The following is an 18118-nucleotide window of genomic DNA, read 5'->3' on the forward strand; positions in this document are numbered from 1 at the left end:
AAAACGCAGAACAAAGACATATCCTCCACTAAAAAAAGCTCGAGGTTTATACAAAAATGCGGCTTAACTTAGTGCCATTAGGACTGGCTTAAGTTAGATCCCACCCATAAGTCATTTTACAGTCTTTCTTGCTTTGCTGTCCGCGCTTGGCAAGCGTAGCCGTTACTAGAAGTGTGCATCAACGTCATCGTCGCTTGGCAGAGACCCGTGTGATAATTGTTAGAAACTCAAGGCCGTTATGACCAAAATCAAAAGTACATTTTTTGCTAAAGTCTCGTCGTCCTCGCTTGGCGGGGACCCACGTGATAAGCGTTGTGAGTCTAAGGAAGTTATGGCCAAAACCAAAAGCTATCTTTTGGGTTTTCTACAATTGGATCAGCCTTTGCATACGGCCCCAACCGTTATTAACAAGGAAGGATTCTGGCGTAGATTCCCGCCAAAGCTTTGCTTTTCGGGAATGACTGCACTGAAAATATTTATGTGACCAACCAGGCAGAATAAATGAGAAATTCTTGAAGTAATATACAAAAATGGAAAGTACATAACTTCAGTTCAATAAACACTTTTCCCCAATTTATTTTTTGCAAAAAATGCTTGTACTTGAATATATAATGCCATATGTTATAGTGTATTAATACATTAAGAGTTATTGAGAGATATAATGAATATAAAACAAGCGCAAAAAGCAGATATTAAAGCCCTTTTTCAGGCGTTGGCATCATTGGGTAATGCACATGAAGTCGAAAAAGTATTTGAAGATTTATGCACGCCAGCTGAAATCTCTGCGATGGCTGATCGTTGGAGGGCGGTTCGAGAAATTAAAGCGCAGAAACCTTATCGTCAAATCTATGCTGAAACAGGTGTCAGTGTTACCACTGTTACGAGAATTGCACGTTGTATCACCCATGGGGCAGGCGGTTATAACTTAATGTATGACAAAATAAAAAGCAATAAAAACAAAGAAAACAGCAATGATAAAAGGTGTGATACAGATGAGTGATGGTAAAACAAAACGATTGCGTATTGCGGTGCAAAAGAAAGGACGATTAAATTCAACGTCAATGGCGCTTTTTGAAAAAGTGGGGATTAAAGTACAATTGTCAAAAAGCGGGCTTTACTGTCATGCAATCGATGCACCGGTTGATTTCTTATTTGTGCGTGATGATGACATCCCAACGCTTGTCAATGACGGTTTTTGTGATATGGGGGTTATTGGCCAAAATGTCTTGGAAGAGTTTTGTTTATCTTTAGATGAGGAAAATCAAGCCAATAATATTATGATAGATAAAGCGCTTGGATTTGGTCACTGCCGTTTATCTATTGCAATGCCAAATTGTAAATCTTATGAAGGTGTATCTAGCTTAAAAGGCATGAAAATTGCAACTTCATATCCTGCTTTACTATCACAGTTTTCCCAAAAAAATAAATTAAACTTATCCATTTTAAATATCTCAGGGTCAGTTGAAATTGCGCCGAACGTAGGAATGGCAGATGCAATCTGTGATCTGGTCTCAACGGGGAGAACGCTGGAGGAAAATAATCTAAAAGAAGTCGTTCAAATCATGGAATCTCAAGCCGTATTTATTCGCAATAAACATGCCCTGCCATCTTCGCTTGAACATTTTTACACCTGCTTAATCGATCGCATTAATGGTGTGCTGCAAGCTAAAGAAAGTAAATATGTCATGTTTCATGCACCAAAGTCATCCTTGGATGCAATTAGTGAATTACTGCCTGGGCATGAAGGGCAAACAATTATACCTTTATCAGGGGTAGATGATAAAGTTGCCGTACATATTGTCACAACAGAAGGTGTTTTTTGGAATACGCTTGAGCTTTTAAAAAGTGCAGGTGCCAGTGCTATTTTGGTATTGCCAATTGAAAAAATGCTGCCATAAAGAGGAAGATGAGATGATTGATTGTTATAAGGTTGATATTAATGAGAAATCAACATGGCAGAATTTATTAAAACGTGCGCCACAGATTAACAGTGAACAGCTGACAAGATCCGTTAAATCGATTCTTAATGAAGTGAAGTATAAGGGTGATAAAGCATTATTTGACTATACATATCAATGGGATAAGTGTTTGCTTGAAAGCTTGGATGTCAGTAAAAAAGAGATAGCAGAAGCCTATAATCAAGTAAGTGTTGCAGAGATTGATCTTGTTAAGGATGTTATTGCCAGAATTCAAAATTACCATCAGGTGAACAAACCGCGAAATACGATTGTTGATAGTGGTGATGGTATTTGTTGTCACAAAGTGTTTAAAGCAATTGAAAGTATTGGATTGTACGTACCAGGTGGCAGTGCACCGCTTATTTCAACTTTAATCATGCTGGCGATCCCTGCCAAAGTTGCAGGTTGTACGAATATTAGCGTTTGCACACCTGTCAATGAAAATGGCCAGATTCATCCATTGCTTTTGGTTACGGCAGATATTTGTGGTGTAGATGTCATTTATAAACTCGGTGGCGCCCAAGCAATTGCTGCGATGGCCTATGGTACCCAGTCTATTAAAAAAGTGGATAAGATTTATGGCCCTGGGAATAGCTGGGTTACAAAGGCAAAAGGACTTGTTGCAATTGATATGGATGGGGCAGCAATTGATATGCCAGCAGGTCCATCAGAAGTGTTGGTTATTGCCGATGAAAATGCTCATGCCAGCTTTGTTGCAGCAGACTTACTGGCACAAGCTGAACATGGTACTGATTCGCAAGCCATTTTAATTACTGATAGTGAAGCGTTGGCGAAAAGCGTAAAAAAAGAGATTCAACAATTTGTCAGTCGCTTATCGCGTGTTGATATTATTCAAGCGGCATTAAAAAACAGTGCCATTTTATTGGTTAATGATTTGGATAGTGTTTTTAAACTGGCAAATATCTATGCACCTGAACATTTGATACTGCAGATTAAAAATGCACAAAAGCATGTTGATAAAGTCATAAATGCAGGCGCTGTGTTTGTTGGTAGATGGGCAGCTGAGGCTTTAGGTGATTATGTAACAGGTTCTAACCATGTACTGCCAACTTATGGTTATGCCAGGTCCTTTAGTGGTCTGTCAACGATTGATTTTATGAAAGCAACAAGTGTGCAATACGTGACAAAAGCAGGGTTATCTGAGATTGGCAATCTAGCGGCAACGCTTGCACAAATTGAAGGACTTGGCGCACACAAGCTTGCTGTAGATCTACGATTAGAATACGCGAAGGAGGCATTGTGTTTGAAAGATTAATTCGTGAGGATTTACGTAAATTTAATGCCTATGCTTCGGCAAGATCGTTGAAGCTAAGCGGTAAGCTTTGGTTAAATGCCAATGAGCTGCCATTTGACTTGTCGAATCATGGTTTTAATCGTTACCCTGAAAAACAGCCAGAAGAGTTAGTAAAATGCTTGGCAAATTTATACCAGGTAGATGAAAAACAGCTGTTGATTACGCGAGGCAGTGATGAGGGGATTGACTTATTACTACGCCTGTTTTGTACCTATAAACAAGATGCAATTATGGCATTTAAACCAACTTTTGGCATGTATGAAATAAGTGCGCGTATCCAGGGTGTGGATTATTTTGAATATGCGCTTAAAGCTGAAGATGCATTTAATGTCGATGTACCATTATTATTGCAGCAGTTAAAAACACATAACAATGTTAAATTACTATTTGTTTGTTCACCCAATAATCCAACGGGGAATATGGTTTCATTAAGTAATATTGAAGTGCTTTGTCGAGCGCTTTGTAATAAAGCAGTCGTTGTTATTGATGAAGCTTATATTGAGTTTAGTGGTGAGAAAAGTGCTGCCACCTTAATTGATAAACATGATAACTTGGTTGTCCTGCGTACTTTATCCAAATCCTATGGTTTGGCAGGTGAGCGTGTTGGATGTGTGGTGTCAAATGCACGCTTGATTTGTTACCTTGAAAAGATTTTAGCACCGTATCCAATTGCCACCTCAGTACTGCAAAATACGCTACAAGTGTTAAATCAACAAAGCCAGCCGCTGTTAATGGATAAAATTTGTCAAATAGTGAAACAGCGAGAATTGTTATTTGCTTATTTAAGTGCTTCTAAATTGGTAAAAAGCGCGTATCCATCAAAGGGGAACTTTTTGCTGGTAGATTTTAAGGGTAATGTTTTCCATCAGCTGCTTCAACAAGGCATTGTGATTAGATCTATGGCAAGTGTATTTCATAATGAGCATATGTTACGCATTAGCATTGGTGGTGTCCAGGAAATAGAAAAGTTAATCAATGTGCTAGAGACAATAGCGGGGAATATAACCCATGAAGCAGAGTAAGTATTTATTTATTGACCGTGATGGCACGGTTATCGTGGAACCTCAAGACAAACAAATTGATTGTATTGAGAAGCTTGAATTCTTGCCAGGTGTTTTTGATGCACTTAGTGATTTCCAGCAGGCTGGTTTCAAGCTTGTCATGGTGAGTAACCAGGATGGTTTGGGTACAAAAGCATTTCCTGAAAACGATTTTAAAGCACCGCATGTGCTTATGCTAAGAATCTTTGCATCACAGAAGATACATTTTCATGACATCCTGATCTGTCCACATTTTGAGGATGATTGTTGTGACTGTCGCAAACCGAAAGTTGGCCTTTTAATGCCGTATTTACGTGAGCAGGTTATTAACCGTGATCACAGTTATGTTATTGGTGACAGGCTAACAGATATAAAGCTTGCTCAAAACTTAGGTATTACCGGGATTCAAATTGGTGGCGGGCAATTTAAGAGTTGGGCGGGTATCAAAAACTATATTCTAAATAAGCCGCGCCAAGCCAATATATCACGCACGACACATGAAACAGATATCAGAGTCTATGTTAATCTTGATGATGCTGATCATATAAAAATTCAAACGGGTATTGGCTTTTTTGATCATATGCTTGAGCAGGTTGCAAAGCATGCGGGTATCAGCATGGAGGTTATTGCTAAAGGTGATTTGCATATTGATGATCATCATACGGTTGAAGATATTGCCATCACTTTAGGACAGGCGATGTCTAAAGCATTAGCAGATAAAACAGGCATTAAACGCTATGGATTTTTGCTGCCAATGGATGAGGCATGTGCTGAAATTGCATTGGATTTAAGTGGACGCTTTTATTGTTTATTTGAGGCAAATTTTACGCAAGCGCGTGTGGGGGATCTATCCACCGAGCTTGTTAGTCATTTTTTTTACTCATTTGCAGAAAGTCTTAAGGCAACACTTCATATAAAGCTTAAGGGGGATAACACACACCATATGATTGAAGCGGCATTTAAGGCATTAGGAAAAGTGTTAAAGCAGGCAATAGTAAGAGATTCATTAAAGATGCCAAGTACCAAGGGGGTGCTATGATTGCGATTATTGATTGCTGTGGCAGCAACTTTGCCTCAATTAAATATGCCTTGGCACGTTTGCATCAAAAGGCTGTGTTAACCCATGATCAGCAAATTATCAAAGAAGCTGATTATGTGATTTTACCTGGTGTGGGGCATGCAAAAATGGCGATGGAAGCTTTAAAAGCACATAAACTTGATAAGCTGATTCCAGGCTTAACACAGCCTGTCCTTGGAATCTGTTTAGGCATGCAGCTTATGCATGCGTTTTCAGAAGAAGGTAATGTAACATGCTTAAATATTTTGCCAGGAAGGGTCAAGAGATTTCATTCAAATGATATGTCAGTTCCGCATATGGGCTGGAATACAATCAAGCCTATAAACAGTTCTACCACCCATGGGTTGTTTGATGGGGTTAAGGTACAAGACTATGTGTATTATGTCCACAGCTTTTATGCTGAGGTGACAAAATTCACACTCGCACAAAATGACTATATTACATGCTTTAGTGCGGTTGTGAATAAGGAGAACTTCTATGGTATGCAGTTTCATCCTGAAAAATCAGGGAAAGTAGGCGCACGATTATTGGAAAATTTTATCAGTAATGCTCGTTAGAAATTAGACAAAGTGTTAAGGTGAGTAATGAATATAATACCAGCAATTGACTTAATTAATGGTCAGTGTGTTCGCTTGCAAAAAGGGGATTTTTCCAAGGTAACGCAATATACAAAACCGCCAGAAGATGTGGCTGGAAGCTATCAGGACTCCGGTGCAAAATATTTACATATCGTGGACTTGGATGGCGCAAAAACGGGTCAATTTTGCCAGCTTGAAACCATCAAACGCATTTGCCAGAATTCAACACTTATCATACAGGCAGGTGGTGGTGTTAAAGATGAAAATACGATAAAAAGCTTGTTTAACAATGGTGTTGATCGGGTGGTGTTAGGCAGTATTGCCGTTAAAGATGTTGCGCGCACCAAAAGTATTTTAAAGTACTTTGGTGCCCAGAGAATTGTGTTAGCACTCGATGTGAAGATTGACCACGATAGGCCAATGGTTGCAATACATGGCTGGTTACATACCAGTAACAAGCCTTTATATGATTTGATTGATCAATATGTACCCTATGATTTGCAACATGTACTTTGTACGGATATTAGCAGAGATGGTATGTTACAAGGTGCCAATACCACACTTTATCAGCAGTTAGTTGCTCAATATCACGCAATTTCTTTTCAAGCATCAGGTGGTGTGGGTAGATTGCAGGATATCAAAGCGTTAAAGCAGATAGGGGTGCAAAATATTATTGTTGGTCGTGCGCTATATGAAGAGAAATTCAGCTTAAGCGAGGCATTGGTATGTTGAGTAAACGTATTATTCCATGCCTTGATGTATTAAATAATCAAGTGGTGAAAGGGGTGAAGTTCCAAAATCATCGTGTTGTTGGTGATATTGTTGAGCTGGCAGCGCATTACAGTCAACAAGGGGCAGATGAGCTTGTGTTTTATGATATTGATGCCAGTACACGTCAAAGTGGCGTATCCCCGCAATGGGTGTCACAGATTGCAAAAACAATTAATATTCCTTTTTGTGTTGCAGGAGGTATTCGCAGTATCAAGCAGGCTTATGCAATCTTAAATGCCGGAGCAGATAAAATTTCAATTAACTCACCGGCTTTGGAGCGTCCACAATTAATCAACGAGTTAGTTGCCACTTTTGGTCAGCAGTGTGTTGTTGTGGGTGTTGATAGTAATTTGGTAAATAATGAATATGTTGTGTGTCAATATACTGGAGATAGCAAAAAAACATTACAGACAACACGCAGCACATTAGACTGGGTTAAAGAAATTGAATCACGTGGTGCAGGTGAGATTGTGGTGAACTGTATGCAGCAAGATGGTGTTAAAAATGGTTATGATATCATGCATTTGTCAGCCGTGACAAACAGCGTGAATATTCCTGTTATTGCATCAGGTGGTGCTGGTGTTATGGCGCATTTTGATGCGGTTTTTGCAAAGACTTCCGTGTCAGGTGCACTTGCTGCAAGTGTTTTTCACAGTGGATATATTGCAATACCAAGGCTTAAGCAATATTTACAGGCACAAAATCACATTATTAGGGTATAAATATGTTAGCGATAAAAAATACACTCATTGATGAAATTGACTGGGGAAAAATGAATAACCTGGTACCTGCGATCGTGCAATGCCATTTATCAGGTAAGGTATTAATGCTTGGATATATGAATCAAGAAGCTTTACAACAGACGGTAAAAACAAGACAGGTAACTTTTTATAGTCGAGCCAAAAAAAGGCTGTGGCGAAAGGGTGAAACAAGTGGTAATGTATTGCAATTAATTGATATTGCAATGGATTGTGATGGTGATAGCTTGATTGTATTGGTTGCAGCACAAGGGCCGACCTGTCATAAAGGAACACAAAGCTGTTTTGAACGTGGGTTTAAAAATCAATATGATATCCTTTTACATCTTGAGCGTATTATTGAATCACGTAAAACAGCAAGACCAGCTGGCAGTTATGTGACAAATCTTTTTGATCAAGGCCTTGCCCGTATTGCGCAGAAAGTTGGCGAAGAAGGCGTTGAGACCGTTATTGCCGCAATGAAGGATGATTTAAATGAGCTTAAAGAGGAAAGTGCGGATTTACTTTTTCATCTATTAATTCTCTTAGCTGAGAAAAATGTAAGGCTTAGTGATATATTACAGGTTTTAGCCAGAAGATAAGTTGCAGAAGTTTAGATTTGATCTGACGGATTATTTTCAAGTGTCACTGGCATTCATTGGCCTTAGCTTTGTTTGATGTCTCAGTAAAAGTGTTCATGACTACCTGGTTTCAGTAAAGTCAATGTAAGCCTTTCTTCTTCATAGGTATACCCTAGCAACATCAACTGTTGATTAATTGTAAATTTATATACACGCAAAAATGATAAATCACCCTTTTTCTGAGTACCAATATAAGGGTTCATGCATAAATCCTTAACTGCTGAATCAAGTTGCGCTTTTGCTTGTTTTGATAACTTTTTGGCTCAATAAGCTTAGTCTTGAATTTCATATTCACCATAAAAATCATTTGTTTTAAATATTTGATAAAAATGTTTGATTATTGCTCAATTTTCAGTTAAAGTGCGTTTGAAATTATAAAGAAAAACGGGGTATAGAATGTTAAGAAAACTATCAGGTCTTCTCTTGTTAAGTAGTATGGTTATAGGGGGATACGCAGGCCCACATAGAGAAGTTACTTTTGGACAAATTAATATTATTAATAACGGCACAGGTGTCATGGTCTGTGGTGTAGGTGGTTTTCCTTCCTATACAGGGGAGGCAAATGAAAAAAATGTTTATGATCATAAATTTATGCTGCCATATATGAAATCACCTGTGGGTGAGCATTTTAATCATGATGATACAATGGGGAGCGGTGCTTTATCGCCTTATCTAGCTTATTATTCAAATAATGATGGCAAAAACATGGCAATGTTTGAGCTAAGTGGCTGGGTTGTTGATACCAGTTATAATAGCGATACCAGCCATGAATATGAATACAGTCCGGTATCACTGGATTATTACTCCTATAATACTGATCAGACAATGCAGAATTTAATTCGTGTTGGTTTTGGCGCGGCATATAAAATTACTGAAAATACATTCTCAGCGCCAGCCGAGGATAAATTAAACCCGTTTAGTGAGGATGTGTTTACGTCAACGGATTTAGATTCATTATCAGGGGAAAGCTTTTCTTCTCATCTTGAGCCAACAGCTGGTTGGTATACCAATGGCCGGAATCAGTGGGGGAATATATGGTTTACGCATCAGTATATTTATCGAAATGGTGTTTTTAGCCATGCGTTTAAATTTTTATCAAGTAGTGCAGATGATCATGCAGATAAATATGATAAGCCGGATTCGATGGGGGTGGCTTGCCTTATCTATGATTCAAAAGATTCAGCCGATGCGCGTGCGGCTTATGGAAATGGTTTGCTTGGCTCCTTTAAAATCCGTTTTAAACTGTATCCAAGCTCAAAAAGTGCATCAATTCAAAGTGAAACAGACGGGAAAATTGATCTATACACAGACAGTAGCGAATCTGCCACATATGGACCAAGTGAAGATGAGGCAGCAACGATTGCGAAAAAAACTTTTTCTGTCAATTATTAAGGGGGGAATAGAGTATGTATTTAAAACATTTATTTATGATGGGTTTGGTGTTAAGTGCGAATATGAGTTTTGCAGCGATAGATCATGTTGCAAATCCTGAGGTGATTCTAACTAATAACTCAGAAGACTATGCACTTCGCTGTTATGGCGCCCCTATTCGCCAGGGCGATGTGGGGGATATGTATGACAATATGTCCTGGGTGCAGGTTGGCTCAAATGATACAGCTCGTGGTAAGCTTTTGCATGCAAAAACAGATACCTATGATTATGTCTCAAGTAATGTAACGATCTATGCACATTATCAGGATGATGATGAAGTTAATACCTATAATGTCAGCTGGGCAGTTTGTTATATTTATCAAACGGTCACACTTAACTGTGAAGACCCAGACACATATCAGGAAAAAAATATCGATATTACCTATAAAACAACGGCCAATGCCTACCCTTATAGCGATGATGATAGTGAGGTTGGTGGGCCGGATCCCAATATTTTTTATGTGCCGGCGCAGGATTATGATGATTGGCCGCAAAAGCCGCGTTATGACTCACCAATTGCTGTCATTGAAATTGGTATCACACCGATGTCAGGGGTGTTTTATAATACGATGCCAGTCTATAATGTTGGCTCCCCTTATGCATCACTCAATGAGGATGGCACGCCTACCTATCACTATGACTATCTGACGAAAAATTCCAGTTGTCAGGCTGAAAGTTATGATGATGGTTATACAAAAACACAAGTCTCGGATGCATCAAAAATAGATTTTTGCCTTGCGCACGATACTTCACATAGTGATGTGGTGGGAACTTACAATGATCAGCTGTATCTCAATTTTAAGGATGGGTGTAGTGGTAGCAGTTAATGCTTATGTGGTGCAAGACTCAAAAATTAAGTGCACACTTGGTTGGAAGTGCGATTTTAGGCGCACCCAAGGGGGTAAAGTCCCTTTTTCTAACATTGTTTGAGTATGACAGGTTTTTAAAATTAATTTTATATGAGGTTATAAAATGGGAATAAAGAAATATTTATATATATTGACGAGTATCATTGCTTTAGATGTTGGCTATGCCAATGCGACAACATCACATGACTTTATACAGATAAAGCTTGGTGATGGTGTCGACTCGCTAAATTACACAGCCAGAAAAATGCTATCAGCAAGTGGAGATGTATCCTCCAATTATGTTGATCAGAATAATTCTGGTATTAGTACATATGCAGATGGTACGAGTTATTACTTTCTATATTACTATACGGATTGGGTCACCAGCGCAGTGATAGCATCTGACTATCAGTCGCGTTATATGGGGCAATCCGCATGGGTTTGGGATTATGCAAACTTAGGCTGGCCAGATACGCTGGCCTATGAAATTACGGGGGACTTTACGATTAATGGTAAGCGAGAAGCTGAGCCTCATTTCATTGGGACAACTTTTGCCGATGGCTATAAGGATGGTGGTTTTCATGGCTGGATGGCTACGGATTCAGCGGATACTGAAGTACTAGATTCTAAAGGCATGGACTATGATTATTTTACTTCAGCTAATTGGCTGCCAATTTTCACAGATGATGGTGATCAATACTGTTTATATGAGAACACAGCACTTTCATATGAAGTGACAGTTCAGCGATGTGGTGATAGTAACTGGATCTATTTAATTCCAAAGGATAATGTGCAATCACTTTCGTTTACTTTGGATGGCTTGAGTGTCGCAGATAATAGTGCTTATTATTCAAAACTAACCAAAAATGAGTACTCGAGTAAACTTTCACTGCTGATGAACGCTGAGCGTCATGATTCAGGAGCGATTGCAAACGATTTCTTTACCAAAATAGGTACATCATCACCCTATACATTTTCTGATTCAACAGGAACACCGGATAAACTAAGCTTTTATGCTTATGGAAGGTTGAGCATTAATGGTAGTGAAGTTGATACGCCTATATATTTTGGTGTTTCTTCTGAGCATGGGTATAACCTCTATATTGATGGGCCAGGCGCTACACATGGCAATAATGTTTTAACGATTCATACTAAATCAGGCGCAACTTATTGCTTAACTCCGGATGAAAATGGGAACCACGATACTTTTTATATTGGTTCATGTGATAATGATCAAGGTGGTGACAGTGGGACAAGTAGCCATGATAACTATGTTCGTCTTTATCCAGGAAGTGGTGTTTCAAGCTTGAGTTTTAATTTTAAAGGCTTTGATGTAAGTAGTGGCCAGCCCTATCAGACGAATCTGTCAGAGAATCAATATAAAGATGGGTTTTTAGAGATGAATTTTCAAGCAGGTCGGCATAAAACGGGTGCTGTAGCAGATAGCTATCGAAGCTATGTGGGTGATCACTCAAGCTATGCTCGCAATACTTCAGATGATTACCCTGGCGAGCTTAATTTTTATTTTTATGGGGCATTAAAGATCAATGGCAGTCCGGTAATTAATGATGTTTATTTAGGGCAAGGCTCAAATAACAGTGGTAATAACTGGTGGTTTGGGTCAGCTGATGCCTGGCAGGATGGAAGCACGTACTTTATGTGGGTGAAAACGGTTGATGGGCGTAAGTATTGCATCAGTAATGGCGATGAAAATGACTATACCTTTATGGTTTCAGATCGATGCCCCAAGAATGATACCACACCACATATGAATGAATTTGATTTTGTCTTGGGTGAAGGTGTTTACTCACTTTCTTTTGAAATGGAAAATGGTGATGATATGGTCACAAGTGGTCAGCCGCATGGGGATCAGTTATCACAGAATAAGCTAATAGCGCCTGATAGTGGTGATAGCTGTGATGATGATAATTATCAAATAAAGTTGGTTTTTAATAGTGGAAGGTCTAAAAGTAGTGATGTAAAAAATAGTTTCAATTCTCTGACGAACTTCTATATAGATAATATGGGGCGTAATTATGATGCAATTGAGTCATTAAATTTTTATTATTATGGATATTTGACAATAAATGGTGCTAAAACAACTTCGCCAGTATATATTGCACAAGGACACACAACAGGGATAAGCTCTACAGTGTGGTTTATTGGCTCTGCTGACTCAGGTAACTTAGATTCTTACTATACGATTGCACTTTATACACAAGACCATAAATGTTATAGCCTTCATGCCAATAGTGATGATTCTCAAGATTTAAAGCCAAAAGTCAAAATTCAAGGCTGTTATGTTTAAGAAAAAACCTTGCGTTGTTATCTACGCATATAAATTTGCGTTTATTTTTAAGTTAATATATTGCATTGCACAATAAAAAGGCAGCGTTTTTACTTATATCTAAATGGCTTGATATGGCTATTTACTGGCCTTGGCATTATTTAGCGATTAAATCTAACATAAATCAATTGATTAACATAATTTTTATGATAAATTGATTGAATCGTATGATTTAAAATTTAACCAATTAAGAATGGGGATTTATTTATGGGGTATATAAAGAAAAAACCTTTGATTGTCTTTTGTTCATCTTTGCTGTGTCTTGGGTTAACTCATGCACAGCAAGTGCAAGATTCTACTAAAAAGGCTGTCGATGCGCTTGTAAAGCCGTTGCTGCAAAAAAATGCAGAAAGTGTTTCTCAAGAAAAAGGCAATCAAAAGTTGCCAGCTCAGAAAGAAAAGTTATCGGTGTCAACGATTTCATCAAGTGATGATTCAGCTGCGGCAGAAAACAATACCGAGTCTGCAAAGAAATTTGCATTAGGTGAAGTTTCAGTTAACCTTCCTGATGGCAGTGTAACCGCCAGCATGCAAACACCGTCTTTTTCGGCAATGATTGATTTATCACTAAGCTTTAACTCTGGTTTATATCAATCACAAAAGGCAACCGATGAAAACTCAAGTGCATTTGGTCTGCCATTTGGTTTATACATTAAAGGCTTGCCTTATGTGCATAAGGTTTCTAATGAGGGGAAGAACTACTTACTGCTTTTTTGGGGTGGTTCGGATTATTATGTTGATTCAGATTATGAAAGTGAAATAAATTGTGACAGCCAGGGAAATAATTGTACTGGAACCTATCACAGCGGGTTGAAATATCAAACCTCTAAGCTTTATCAGTTTAAAACCCAGCATGGCAATATACTCATTCACCGTGAAGATGGCATGATAGATTCTTTTGAATATGCCTATGTACTGACGTATGCCAATGGGGCAACCTATTACTTTGATGAGAATGGTCTGTGTACGATTATCACCGATCGATTCTTTCAAAATGATACGACCAATAATTCAAAACACATTATCCAGATCGATTACGTTTACGATAACGAAGGGCCGATGGATAACCTGATTGAGAGCGTTACCGATGCCGATGGCACACAACTGCATTTTCAAAATACCAGTAACTATGTCAAAGAGATTGATTACCCAAAAAATCCATCAGGTGACGGCGAGCGTTTCTACTTTCATATTAACAATGGTGTGTTAGAAGATATCTCAACACGTCTGGATGACCAGTATGATTTGGGTTATGCGTTTACTTACAACACACAGGGATTGCTTTCTCGTGTCGATCAGGTGCTTTATGACAGAGCGACATTTAATGAAGTTCGCCACTATGTAGATAATGAGTTTAGCTATAAGGATGTGAATAACAGCTATAAGGTTTCCAGCGTTGATAAGCTTATTTATGGGGGTGATGGCAGCCAGGTTGGACATGATCAACAGTCTTATAACTACTTTGTAATGGCCACTCCTCAGTATCAGTTTGGCTATGATCTGGCATTAGATGGTGCCAGTCGTTACGATTATAATCATGCCACAACCGAAGTCGATGAGTGTATTGGGATAAATTGTGATATTAAAACAGCGCATTATTATAATTATTATGGGCTTGAGCTAATGGCACAAATATCTGAAAATATCGATGGGATCAATTATCGTAAAATTTCAGATACTTATAATCAATATTCAGGCGTTGATGACAGCGATCCGTATGAAGACAGTAAATTATCGCCAAATTATAATCAGCCAGTCTTTAGTGTAACGGTTGGTTATAATAACGATGGAAAAGCCATTTCAATACAAAAATCACAAAGTGCGTATAATGATTATGGCTCACCTGTTTTACAGGAAAGCTACCCTGCTGTAGCTTACACACAAGCAACACAAACGCTTAAAGCCACACCAAAAGACAAGGCTAAATACAAGCCAATGGTCGATGGTGTCGCCAGCAGCCAAAGCATTATTATTCCTGATTACCCTTCAGGTATCGACCCACAAAGCAAAACGACTTACCAGTATGATAATCGCTATCAGGAAGTTATTCTTGAAGATAGTCTTGATTGTGGTGTTGGTGTGAATAAAACAGATTGTTCTAAAGCGCTTGAAACCATTAAAACAAGTGTATTAACCACTGATGGCAAACAGGTGTATCAAGATAAGACAGCCATGAAGAATCTGGCAACAGGCGAAAGTGCGGATATGCCGGTGATAAGTTACTACTATGGTAGTGACACGGCACCTTGCCAGACTGGTGATAACTATTACAATGCCGCACTGGTGTGCAAAAAAGTGGCCAGTGATGATTCAGGTAAGAGTGTTACCAAAACCTATGGTTACACACGAAATGACACAAGTGGTTATTTCCCTGAATTAGTAACAACGACGATGCGCGCTTATAATGACCCAACGGGTGTAACAACCACCGCAGAAGTTGCCGGTAGCATGCAGGAGTCACAGGGTAAAACAGTGACGAAGAAAACAGCAGGTTATACGACTGAGACGGTTTCAACGTTTGCCTCACTTAACAGTGTTGGTGTCTTAGGGACAAATAACCTGTCAAAAGTCACGCAATACAATGTTTACGGTTTACCATTGCTTCAAAAAGATAAAGAAGGCAAGACCTTAACCTACAGTTATGACTTTAAAAATATGATTGTTGCGAAGTATTTATCACCGACTGATGCAGTTAATGGTGATAATAGTGATCCAATTTTGCAATCACGCAGCCAGTACGATGGAGAGCATAATCTATTGAAAAAATTTGATCAGGTTGGTATAGATGCCAATGGTAACCCGCAGTATATCATCACGCAGACCAACTATTATGACTATAAAGAGGGCAAAGCCTTGCTTAAAAAACAACAAGATGCCTTTGGTAATTATACGCATTATGAATATGATTCACGCCTGCGTCCGATTTTAAAAGAAGTCTACCAGGTCAAAGATAGTCAATAATAGCAAATAATGGGGATTTAACATGAGATATAAAACGATTGCAAAAATCATTGCACTAAGCCTTTTGTTGCCTGTAATTTCACAAGCCACAGAATATGATCTAACACAAAGTACAACAACGACATACGATGAAGCCTGTGACAGTCAGTACGGCTGTTATGATATGATTGCAACGGATGATGGTGTTGCAAATGAGCAAACATTGAACTATGTGATCAGCACAGATCAAAAGGGGAATCCGCTTACCGCTTTTAGTGAAAACCGTATTGATGATAAACTTATTAAAAGTGAGCAGAGTGATTACACGCCTACAGATCGTTTGTTGGGGAATCGCACTTATTACGGTGCGAATAATCGTCTTGTTGCAGAAAAGACATATGATTATGACGTATATGTCCGCATATTCCAGGAGACGGTAAAAAATTATGATGATAATGAAAAGCTTTACCAGACCAATTACTTAACCCATGAATATGATGGCTGGAATATTGACCAGGAGGTGCAAAAAACCTTGACCTCAAGTCAGCCGGGTGAGTTTAAAAATTATCGTAAGACTTATGATGTGTTAGGGCGTGTTGTGGGTTTAAGTTATACATTAAATGGCAAGACATATCAGACAAGCAGCCAATACGATGGTGCTGATCGGATGGTTGTGGGCAAAGACTTTAACACCAATGTCATGGATAAAATTTATGATAATAATGGTCATTTGGCACAAACCGTTACTAATGGTGTCATCTCCAGTATGCAAAATGGTGTCACCAGTACACAAAGTGACAGCCAGGAGATCAATTATCAGTATGATAACTATGCAAGGCTTCAACAAAACAGCCTGGATAATCGTGTGCTTGCCTATGCCTATAACAGCATCGGGCTTCAGAAGAATCAAAGTGTGATGAATGCCAGTAACGCGCAAAACACGCAGGATTTCACTTACGATGGTTATAATCGCCTGAAAAGCTATACCGATTATAATGGCATGACTTATAATATCTATTACAAGCCTGATAGTGAAATCGATCATGTTACTGTATCCTCAGATACATTAAATGGCACGATGACACCAGAGAAGTACGGCTATGATGATAGTGTCGGTTATTGGCAAAAGGGTAAGCCACATGTTATTACCATTGATTTAAGCTTTGGTGGTCACACGCTGGCAAAGATTGCAACAATCAGCTATTATTCACCCAGTGAGGCAACCTATGCCATTGAAATCGGGCAGAAAAAATCAGTGCACTATCAGGTCAAACAGGATGGTGTGATCGTCAGTGATTTAACGGTAACAAATCAATACGATGATCGTGGGCGCATTATAAAAGAGCAATACAGTGAAACCAGTGGCGATAATAATCTGAATAAAACCACAGATTATACTTATGATCCACTGGATCGCCTGCAAGAAAGTGTGACAACATTTACCGGCAGCACAGGGCTTCAAAAACAAACCATCACTTACAGTTATAATATCAATGGGGATATTACCACGCGTGTTCAAACTGATGTAAATAAGGATGGTACGAGTAAAACAATGCAGAGTGACTATGTTTATAACGAAATCGATCAGCTTGTCTCCAAGACCGATACGGTGACAACAGCTTAATAACTGATGCTACGTATTATCACAAAAATTATTGATTGTAATTAGCGGCTTAGTGTTGGTAAATAATTCATCACTATTGCATAAAGCCGGTCCATATGGTTAGGCAGTGTTATTCTTGTGCCAAAACTTCGTCGTCTTTGCTTTGGGTTAATTAATGCCTCTAGCTTCGTCATCGTCGCTTGGCGGGGATCCATGTGGTAAGCGTTAGGAACTAAAGGTCGTTATGGCCAATTGTATAAGCTGAACCTTTAACCTGGATAGGCTTTTACATAAGGCTCTAACCCGCTGTTGGCAAGGCATAATATAGGCGTCATTATCGCCGTGGCGATAATGACGCAGCATTAAAGTGATGTTTGAAAAAGAGAAAGCATAATAAATGGGGTATGGTTTATGCGTGCGCCAAGCAAAGCTAAGGCAATCAAGCTGGACAATCCAGCCCAGAAAAAGGCTAGCCACCAGTCTGGAACCGAACTACACATAATGCAAGGTAACGAACATTATGAAGCTGTAGTAAGGGCGGTCTATCAGCCACAACGCAAGTGAAGGTATTGAGCCCCGTAATATATCATCGTCGCACCTGATCAAGGTTTTCATTTGCCTGAAATCAGCACTACGCAATACGTAAAGGCGAGTATGCGTGGAGGTGCCGGGGTCTGAGTCCGTAGCGGGTAGATGAACTGATTGCTTTGGAACTTGGGAGAACCTTGCTATTTCTGAATGCTTATCTTGGAGCCTAAAAAGCTAGAGGTAAGTTTAGCAAGGTAGTCGGACTAGCTCGTAGTAGAGGTGTAAATAGGGTAATGCCAATTG

16 protein-coding genes and 1 pseudogene are annotated in these 18118 nt (G+C 39.0%); 15 read left to right on the forward strand and 2 right to left on the reverse strand.

The annotated features are described in order from the left end of the window. Positions 1 to 661 precede the first annotated feature (661 nt). Genes DNK84_RS00930 through hisIE form a run of 9 tightly spaced genes read left to right on the forward strand, consistent with a single transcriptional unit; the run spans position 662 to position 8079 of the window. A complete protein-coding gene (locus DNK84_RS00930; protein ID WP_119342702.1) occupies positions 662 to 1000 on the forward strand; it encodes a YerC/YecD family TrpR-related protein in 339 nt (112 codons plus the stop codon). Then, positions 993 to 1898, forward strand: a complete 906-nt coding sequence (gene hisG / locus DNK84_RS00935; protein WP_119342703.1) for an ATP phosphoribosyltransferase — start codon at positions 993 to 995, stop codon at positions 1896 to 1898. Before DNK84_RS00930 ends, hisG begins: the two co-directional genes overlap by 8 nt. Before the next feature lie 13 nt (positions 1899 to 1911). After that, positions 1912 to 3234 (forward strand): histidinol dehydrogenase, encoded by a 1323-nt coding sequence (gene hisD / locus DNK84_RS00940; RefSeq protein WP_119342714.1) that lies wholly within the window; start codon positions 1912 to 1914, stop codon positions 3232 to 3234. After that, positions 3219 to 4295: a histidinol-phosphate transaminase gene (hisC, locus tag DNK84_RS00945; protein WP_235826786.1), complete on the forward strand. Its 1077-nt coding sequence runs from the start codon at positions 3219 to 3221 to the stop codon at positions 4293 to 4295. Before hisD ends, hisC begins: the two co-directional genes overlap by 16 nt. Next, on the forward strand, positions 4282 to 5352 hold the full coding sequence (gene hisB / locus DNK84_RS00950) for a bifunctional histidinol-phosphatase/imidazoleglycerol-phosphate dehydratase HisB (protein ID WP_119342705.1): 1071 nt from the start codon (positions 4282 to 4284) through the stop codon (positions 5350 to 5352). The genes hisC and hisB overlap by 14 nt, the downstream gene beginning before the upstream one ends. Further along, positions 5349 to 5948 (forward strand): imidazole glycerol phosphate synthase subunit HisH, encoded by a 600-nt coding sequence (hisH, locus tag DNK84_RS00955; RefSeq protein ID WP_119342706.1) that lies wholly within the window; start codon positions 5349 to 5351, stop codon positions 5946 to 5948. The genes hisB and hisH overlap by 4 nt, the downstream gene beginning before the upstream one ends. A 27-nt stretch (positions 5949 to 5975) precedes the next feature. Then, positions 5976 to 6701 carry a 1-(5-phosphoribosyl)-5-[(5-phosphoribosylamino)methylideneamino]imidazole-4-carboxamide isomerase gene (gene hisA, locus DNK84_RS00960; RefSeq protein WP_119342707.1) on the forward strand — a complete coding sequence of 242 codons (726 nt, stop codon included), beginning with the start codon at positions 5976 to 5978 and terminating at the stop codon, positions 6699 to 6701. Then, positions 6695 to 7462 (forward strand): imidazole glycerol phosphate synthase subunit HisF, encoded by a 768-nt coding sequence (gene hisF, locus DNK84_RS00965; protein WP_119342708.1) that lies wholly within the window; start codon positions 6695 to 6697, stop codon positions 7460 to 7462. Before hisA ends, hisF begins: the two co-directional genes overlap by 7 nt. A 2-nt stretch (positions 7463 to 7464) precedes the next feature. Beyond that, entirely contained in the window at positions 7465 to 8079 is a 615-nt protein-coding gene (gene hisIE, locus DNK84_RS00970) for a bifunctional phosphoribosyl-AMP cyclohydrolase/phosphoribosyl-ATP diphosphatase HisIE (protein WP_235826787.1), read from the forward strand. Positions 8080 to 8159: 80 nt separating this feature from the next. Here the strand turns inward: hisIE and DNK84_RS00975 are convergent. Continuing rightward, a pseudogene (locus DNK84_RS00975) lies at positions 8160 to 8366 on the reverse strand (type II toxin-antitoxin system RelE/ParE family toxin); the annotation flags it as partial. Positions 8367 to 8514: 148 nt separating this feature from the next. Here DNK84_RS00975 and DNK84_RS00980 point away from each other — a divergent pair. The 5 genes from DNK84_RS00980 (at position 8515) to DNK84_RS01000 (ending at position 17308) form a co-directional block, all read left to right on the forward strand. Further along, on the forward strand, positions 8515 to 9510 hold the full coding sequence (locus DNK84_RS00980; RefSeq protein WP_119342709.1) for a hypothetical protein: 996 nt from the start codon (positions 8515 to 8517) through the stop codon (positions 9508 to 9510). Between the two features lie 14 nt (positions 9511 to 9524). Next, positions 9525 to 10376, forward strand: a complete 852-nt coding sequence (locus DNK84_RS00985; RefSeq protein WP_119342710.1) for a hypothetical protein — start codon at positions 9525 to 9527, stop codon at positions 10374 to 10376. 145 nt (positions 10377 to 10521) lie between these two features. Further along, on the forward strand, positions 10522 to 12705 hold the full coding sequence (locus DNK84_RS00990; RefSeq protein ID WP_119342711.1) for a hypothetical protein: 2184 nt from the start codon (positions 10522 to 10524) through the stop codon (positions 12703 to 12705). Positions 12706 to 12951: 246 nt separating this feature from the next. Continuing rightward, positions 12952 to 15705 (forward strand): hypothetical protein, encoded by a 2754-nt coding sequence (locus DNK84_RS00995; RefSeq protein WP_119342712.1) that lies wholly within the window; start codon positions 12952 to 12954, stop codon positions 15703 to 15705. Between the two features lie 22 nt (positions 15706 to 15727). After that, positions 15728 to 17308 carry an RHS repeat domain-containing protein gene (locus DNK84_RS01000; RefSeq protein WP_119342713.1) on the forward strand — a complete coding sequence of 527 codons (1581 nt, stop codon included), beginning with the start codon at positions 15728 to 15730 and terminating at the stop codon, positions 17306 to 17308. A 41-nt stretch (positions 17309 to 17349) separates the two neighbouring features. On the opposite strand, the gene DNK84_RS14155 is transcribed toward DNK84_RS01000, so the two are convergent. Then, the gene (locus DNK84_RS14155) at positions 17350 to 17502 is read right to left on the reverse strand and encodes a hypothetical protein (RefSeq protein ID WP_162902136.1); all 153 of its coding nucleotides are present in this window, start codon (positions 17500 to 17502) and stop codon (positions 17350 to 17352) included. A 196-nt stretch (positions 17503 to 17698) separates the two neighbouring features. On the opposite strand from DNK84_RS14155, the gene DNK84_RS14160 reads away from it, so the two are divergent. After that, on the forward strand, positions 17699 to 17851 hold the full coding sequence (locus DNK84_RS14160) for a hypothetical protein (RefSeq protein WP_162902137.1): 153 nt from the start codon (positions 17699 to 17701) through the stop codon (positions 17849 to 17851). Positions 17852 to 18118: the final 267 nt, after the last annotated feature.

Origin of the sequence: Facilibium subflavum (genome assembly GCF_003574485.1) — a bacterium.
GTDB classification, from domain to species: Bacteria; Pseudomonadota; Gammaproteobacteria; order Francisellales; family Francisellaceae; genus Facilibium; species Facilibium subflavum.

Coding starts and splice junctions, on each gene's coding strand:
- DNK84_RS00930 (WP_119342702.1), top strand. CDS start 662: ATGAATATAAAACAAGCGCAAAAAGCAGATATTAAAGCCCTTTTTCAG.
- hisG (WP_119342703.1), top strand. CDS start 993: ATGAGTGATGGTAAAACAAAACGATTGCGTATTGCGGTGCAAAAGAAA.
- hisD (WP_119342714.1), top strand. CDS start 1,912: ATGATTGATTGTTATAAGGTTGATATTAATGAGAAATCAACATGGCAG.
- hisB (WP_119342705.1), top strand. CDS start 4,282: ATGAAGCAGAGTAAGTATTTATTTATTGACCGTGATGGCACGGTTATC.
- hisH (WP_119342706.1), top strand. CDS start 5,349: ATGATTGCGATTATTGATTGCTGTGGCAGCAACTTTGCCTCAATTAAA.
- hisA (WP_119342707.1), top strand. CDS start 5,976: ATGAATATAATACCAGCAATTGACTTAATTAATGGTCAGTGTGTTCGC.
- hisF (WP_119342708.1), top strand. CDS start 6,695: ATGTTGAGTAAACGTATTATTCCATGCCTTGATGTATTAAATAATCAA.
- hisIE (WP_235826787.1), top strand. CDS start 7,465: ATGTTAGCGATAAAAAATACACTCATTGATGAAATTGACTGGGGAAAA.
- DNK84_RS00980 (WP_119342709.1), top strand. CDS start 8,515: ATGTTAAGAAAACTATCAGGTCTTCTCTTGTTAAGTAGTATGGTTATA.
- DNK84_RS00985 (WP_119342710.1), top strand. CDS start 9,525: ATGTATTTAAAACATTTATTTATGATGGGTTTGGTGTTAAGTGCGAAT.
- DNK84_RS00990 (WP_119342711.1), top strand. CDS start 10,522: ATGGGAATAAAGAAATATTTATATATATTGACGAGTATCATTGCTTTA.
- DNK84_RS00995 (WP_119342712.1), top strand. CDS start 12,952: ATGGGGTATATAAAGAAAAAACCTTTGATTGTCTTTTGTTCATCTTTG.
- DNK84_RS01000 (WP_119342713.1), top strand. CDS start 15,728: ATGAGATATAAAACGATTGCAAAAATCATTGCACTAAGCCTTTTGTTG.
- DNK84_RS14155 (WP_162902136.1), bottom strand. CDS start 17,502: ATGGATCCCCGCCAAGCGACGATGACGAAGCTAGAGGCATTAATTAAC.
- DNK84_RS14160 (WP_162902137.1), top strand. CDS start 17,699: ATGCGTGCGCCAAGCAAAGCTAAGGCAATCAAGCTGGACAATCCAGCC.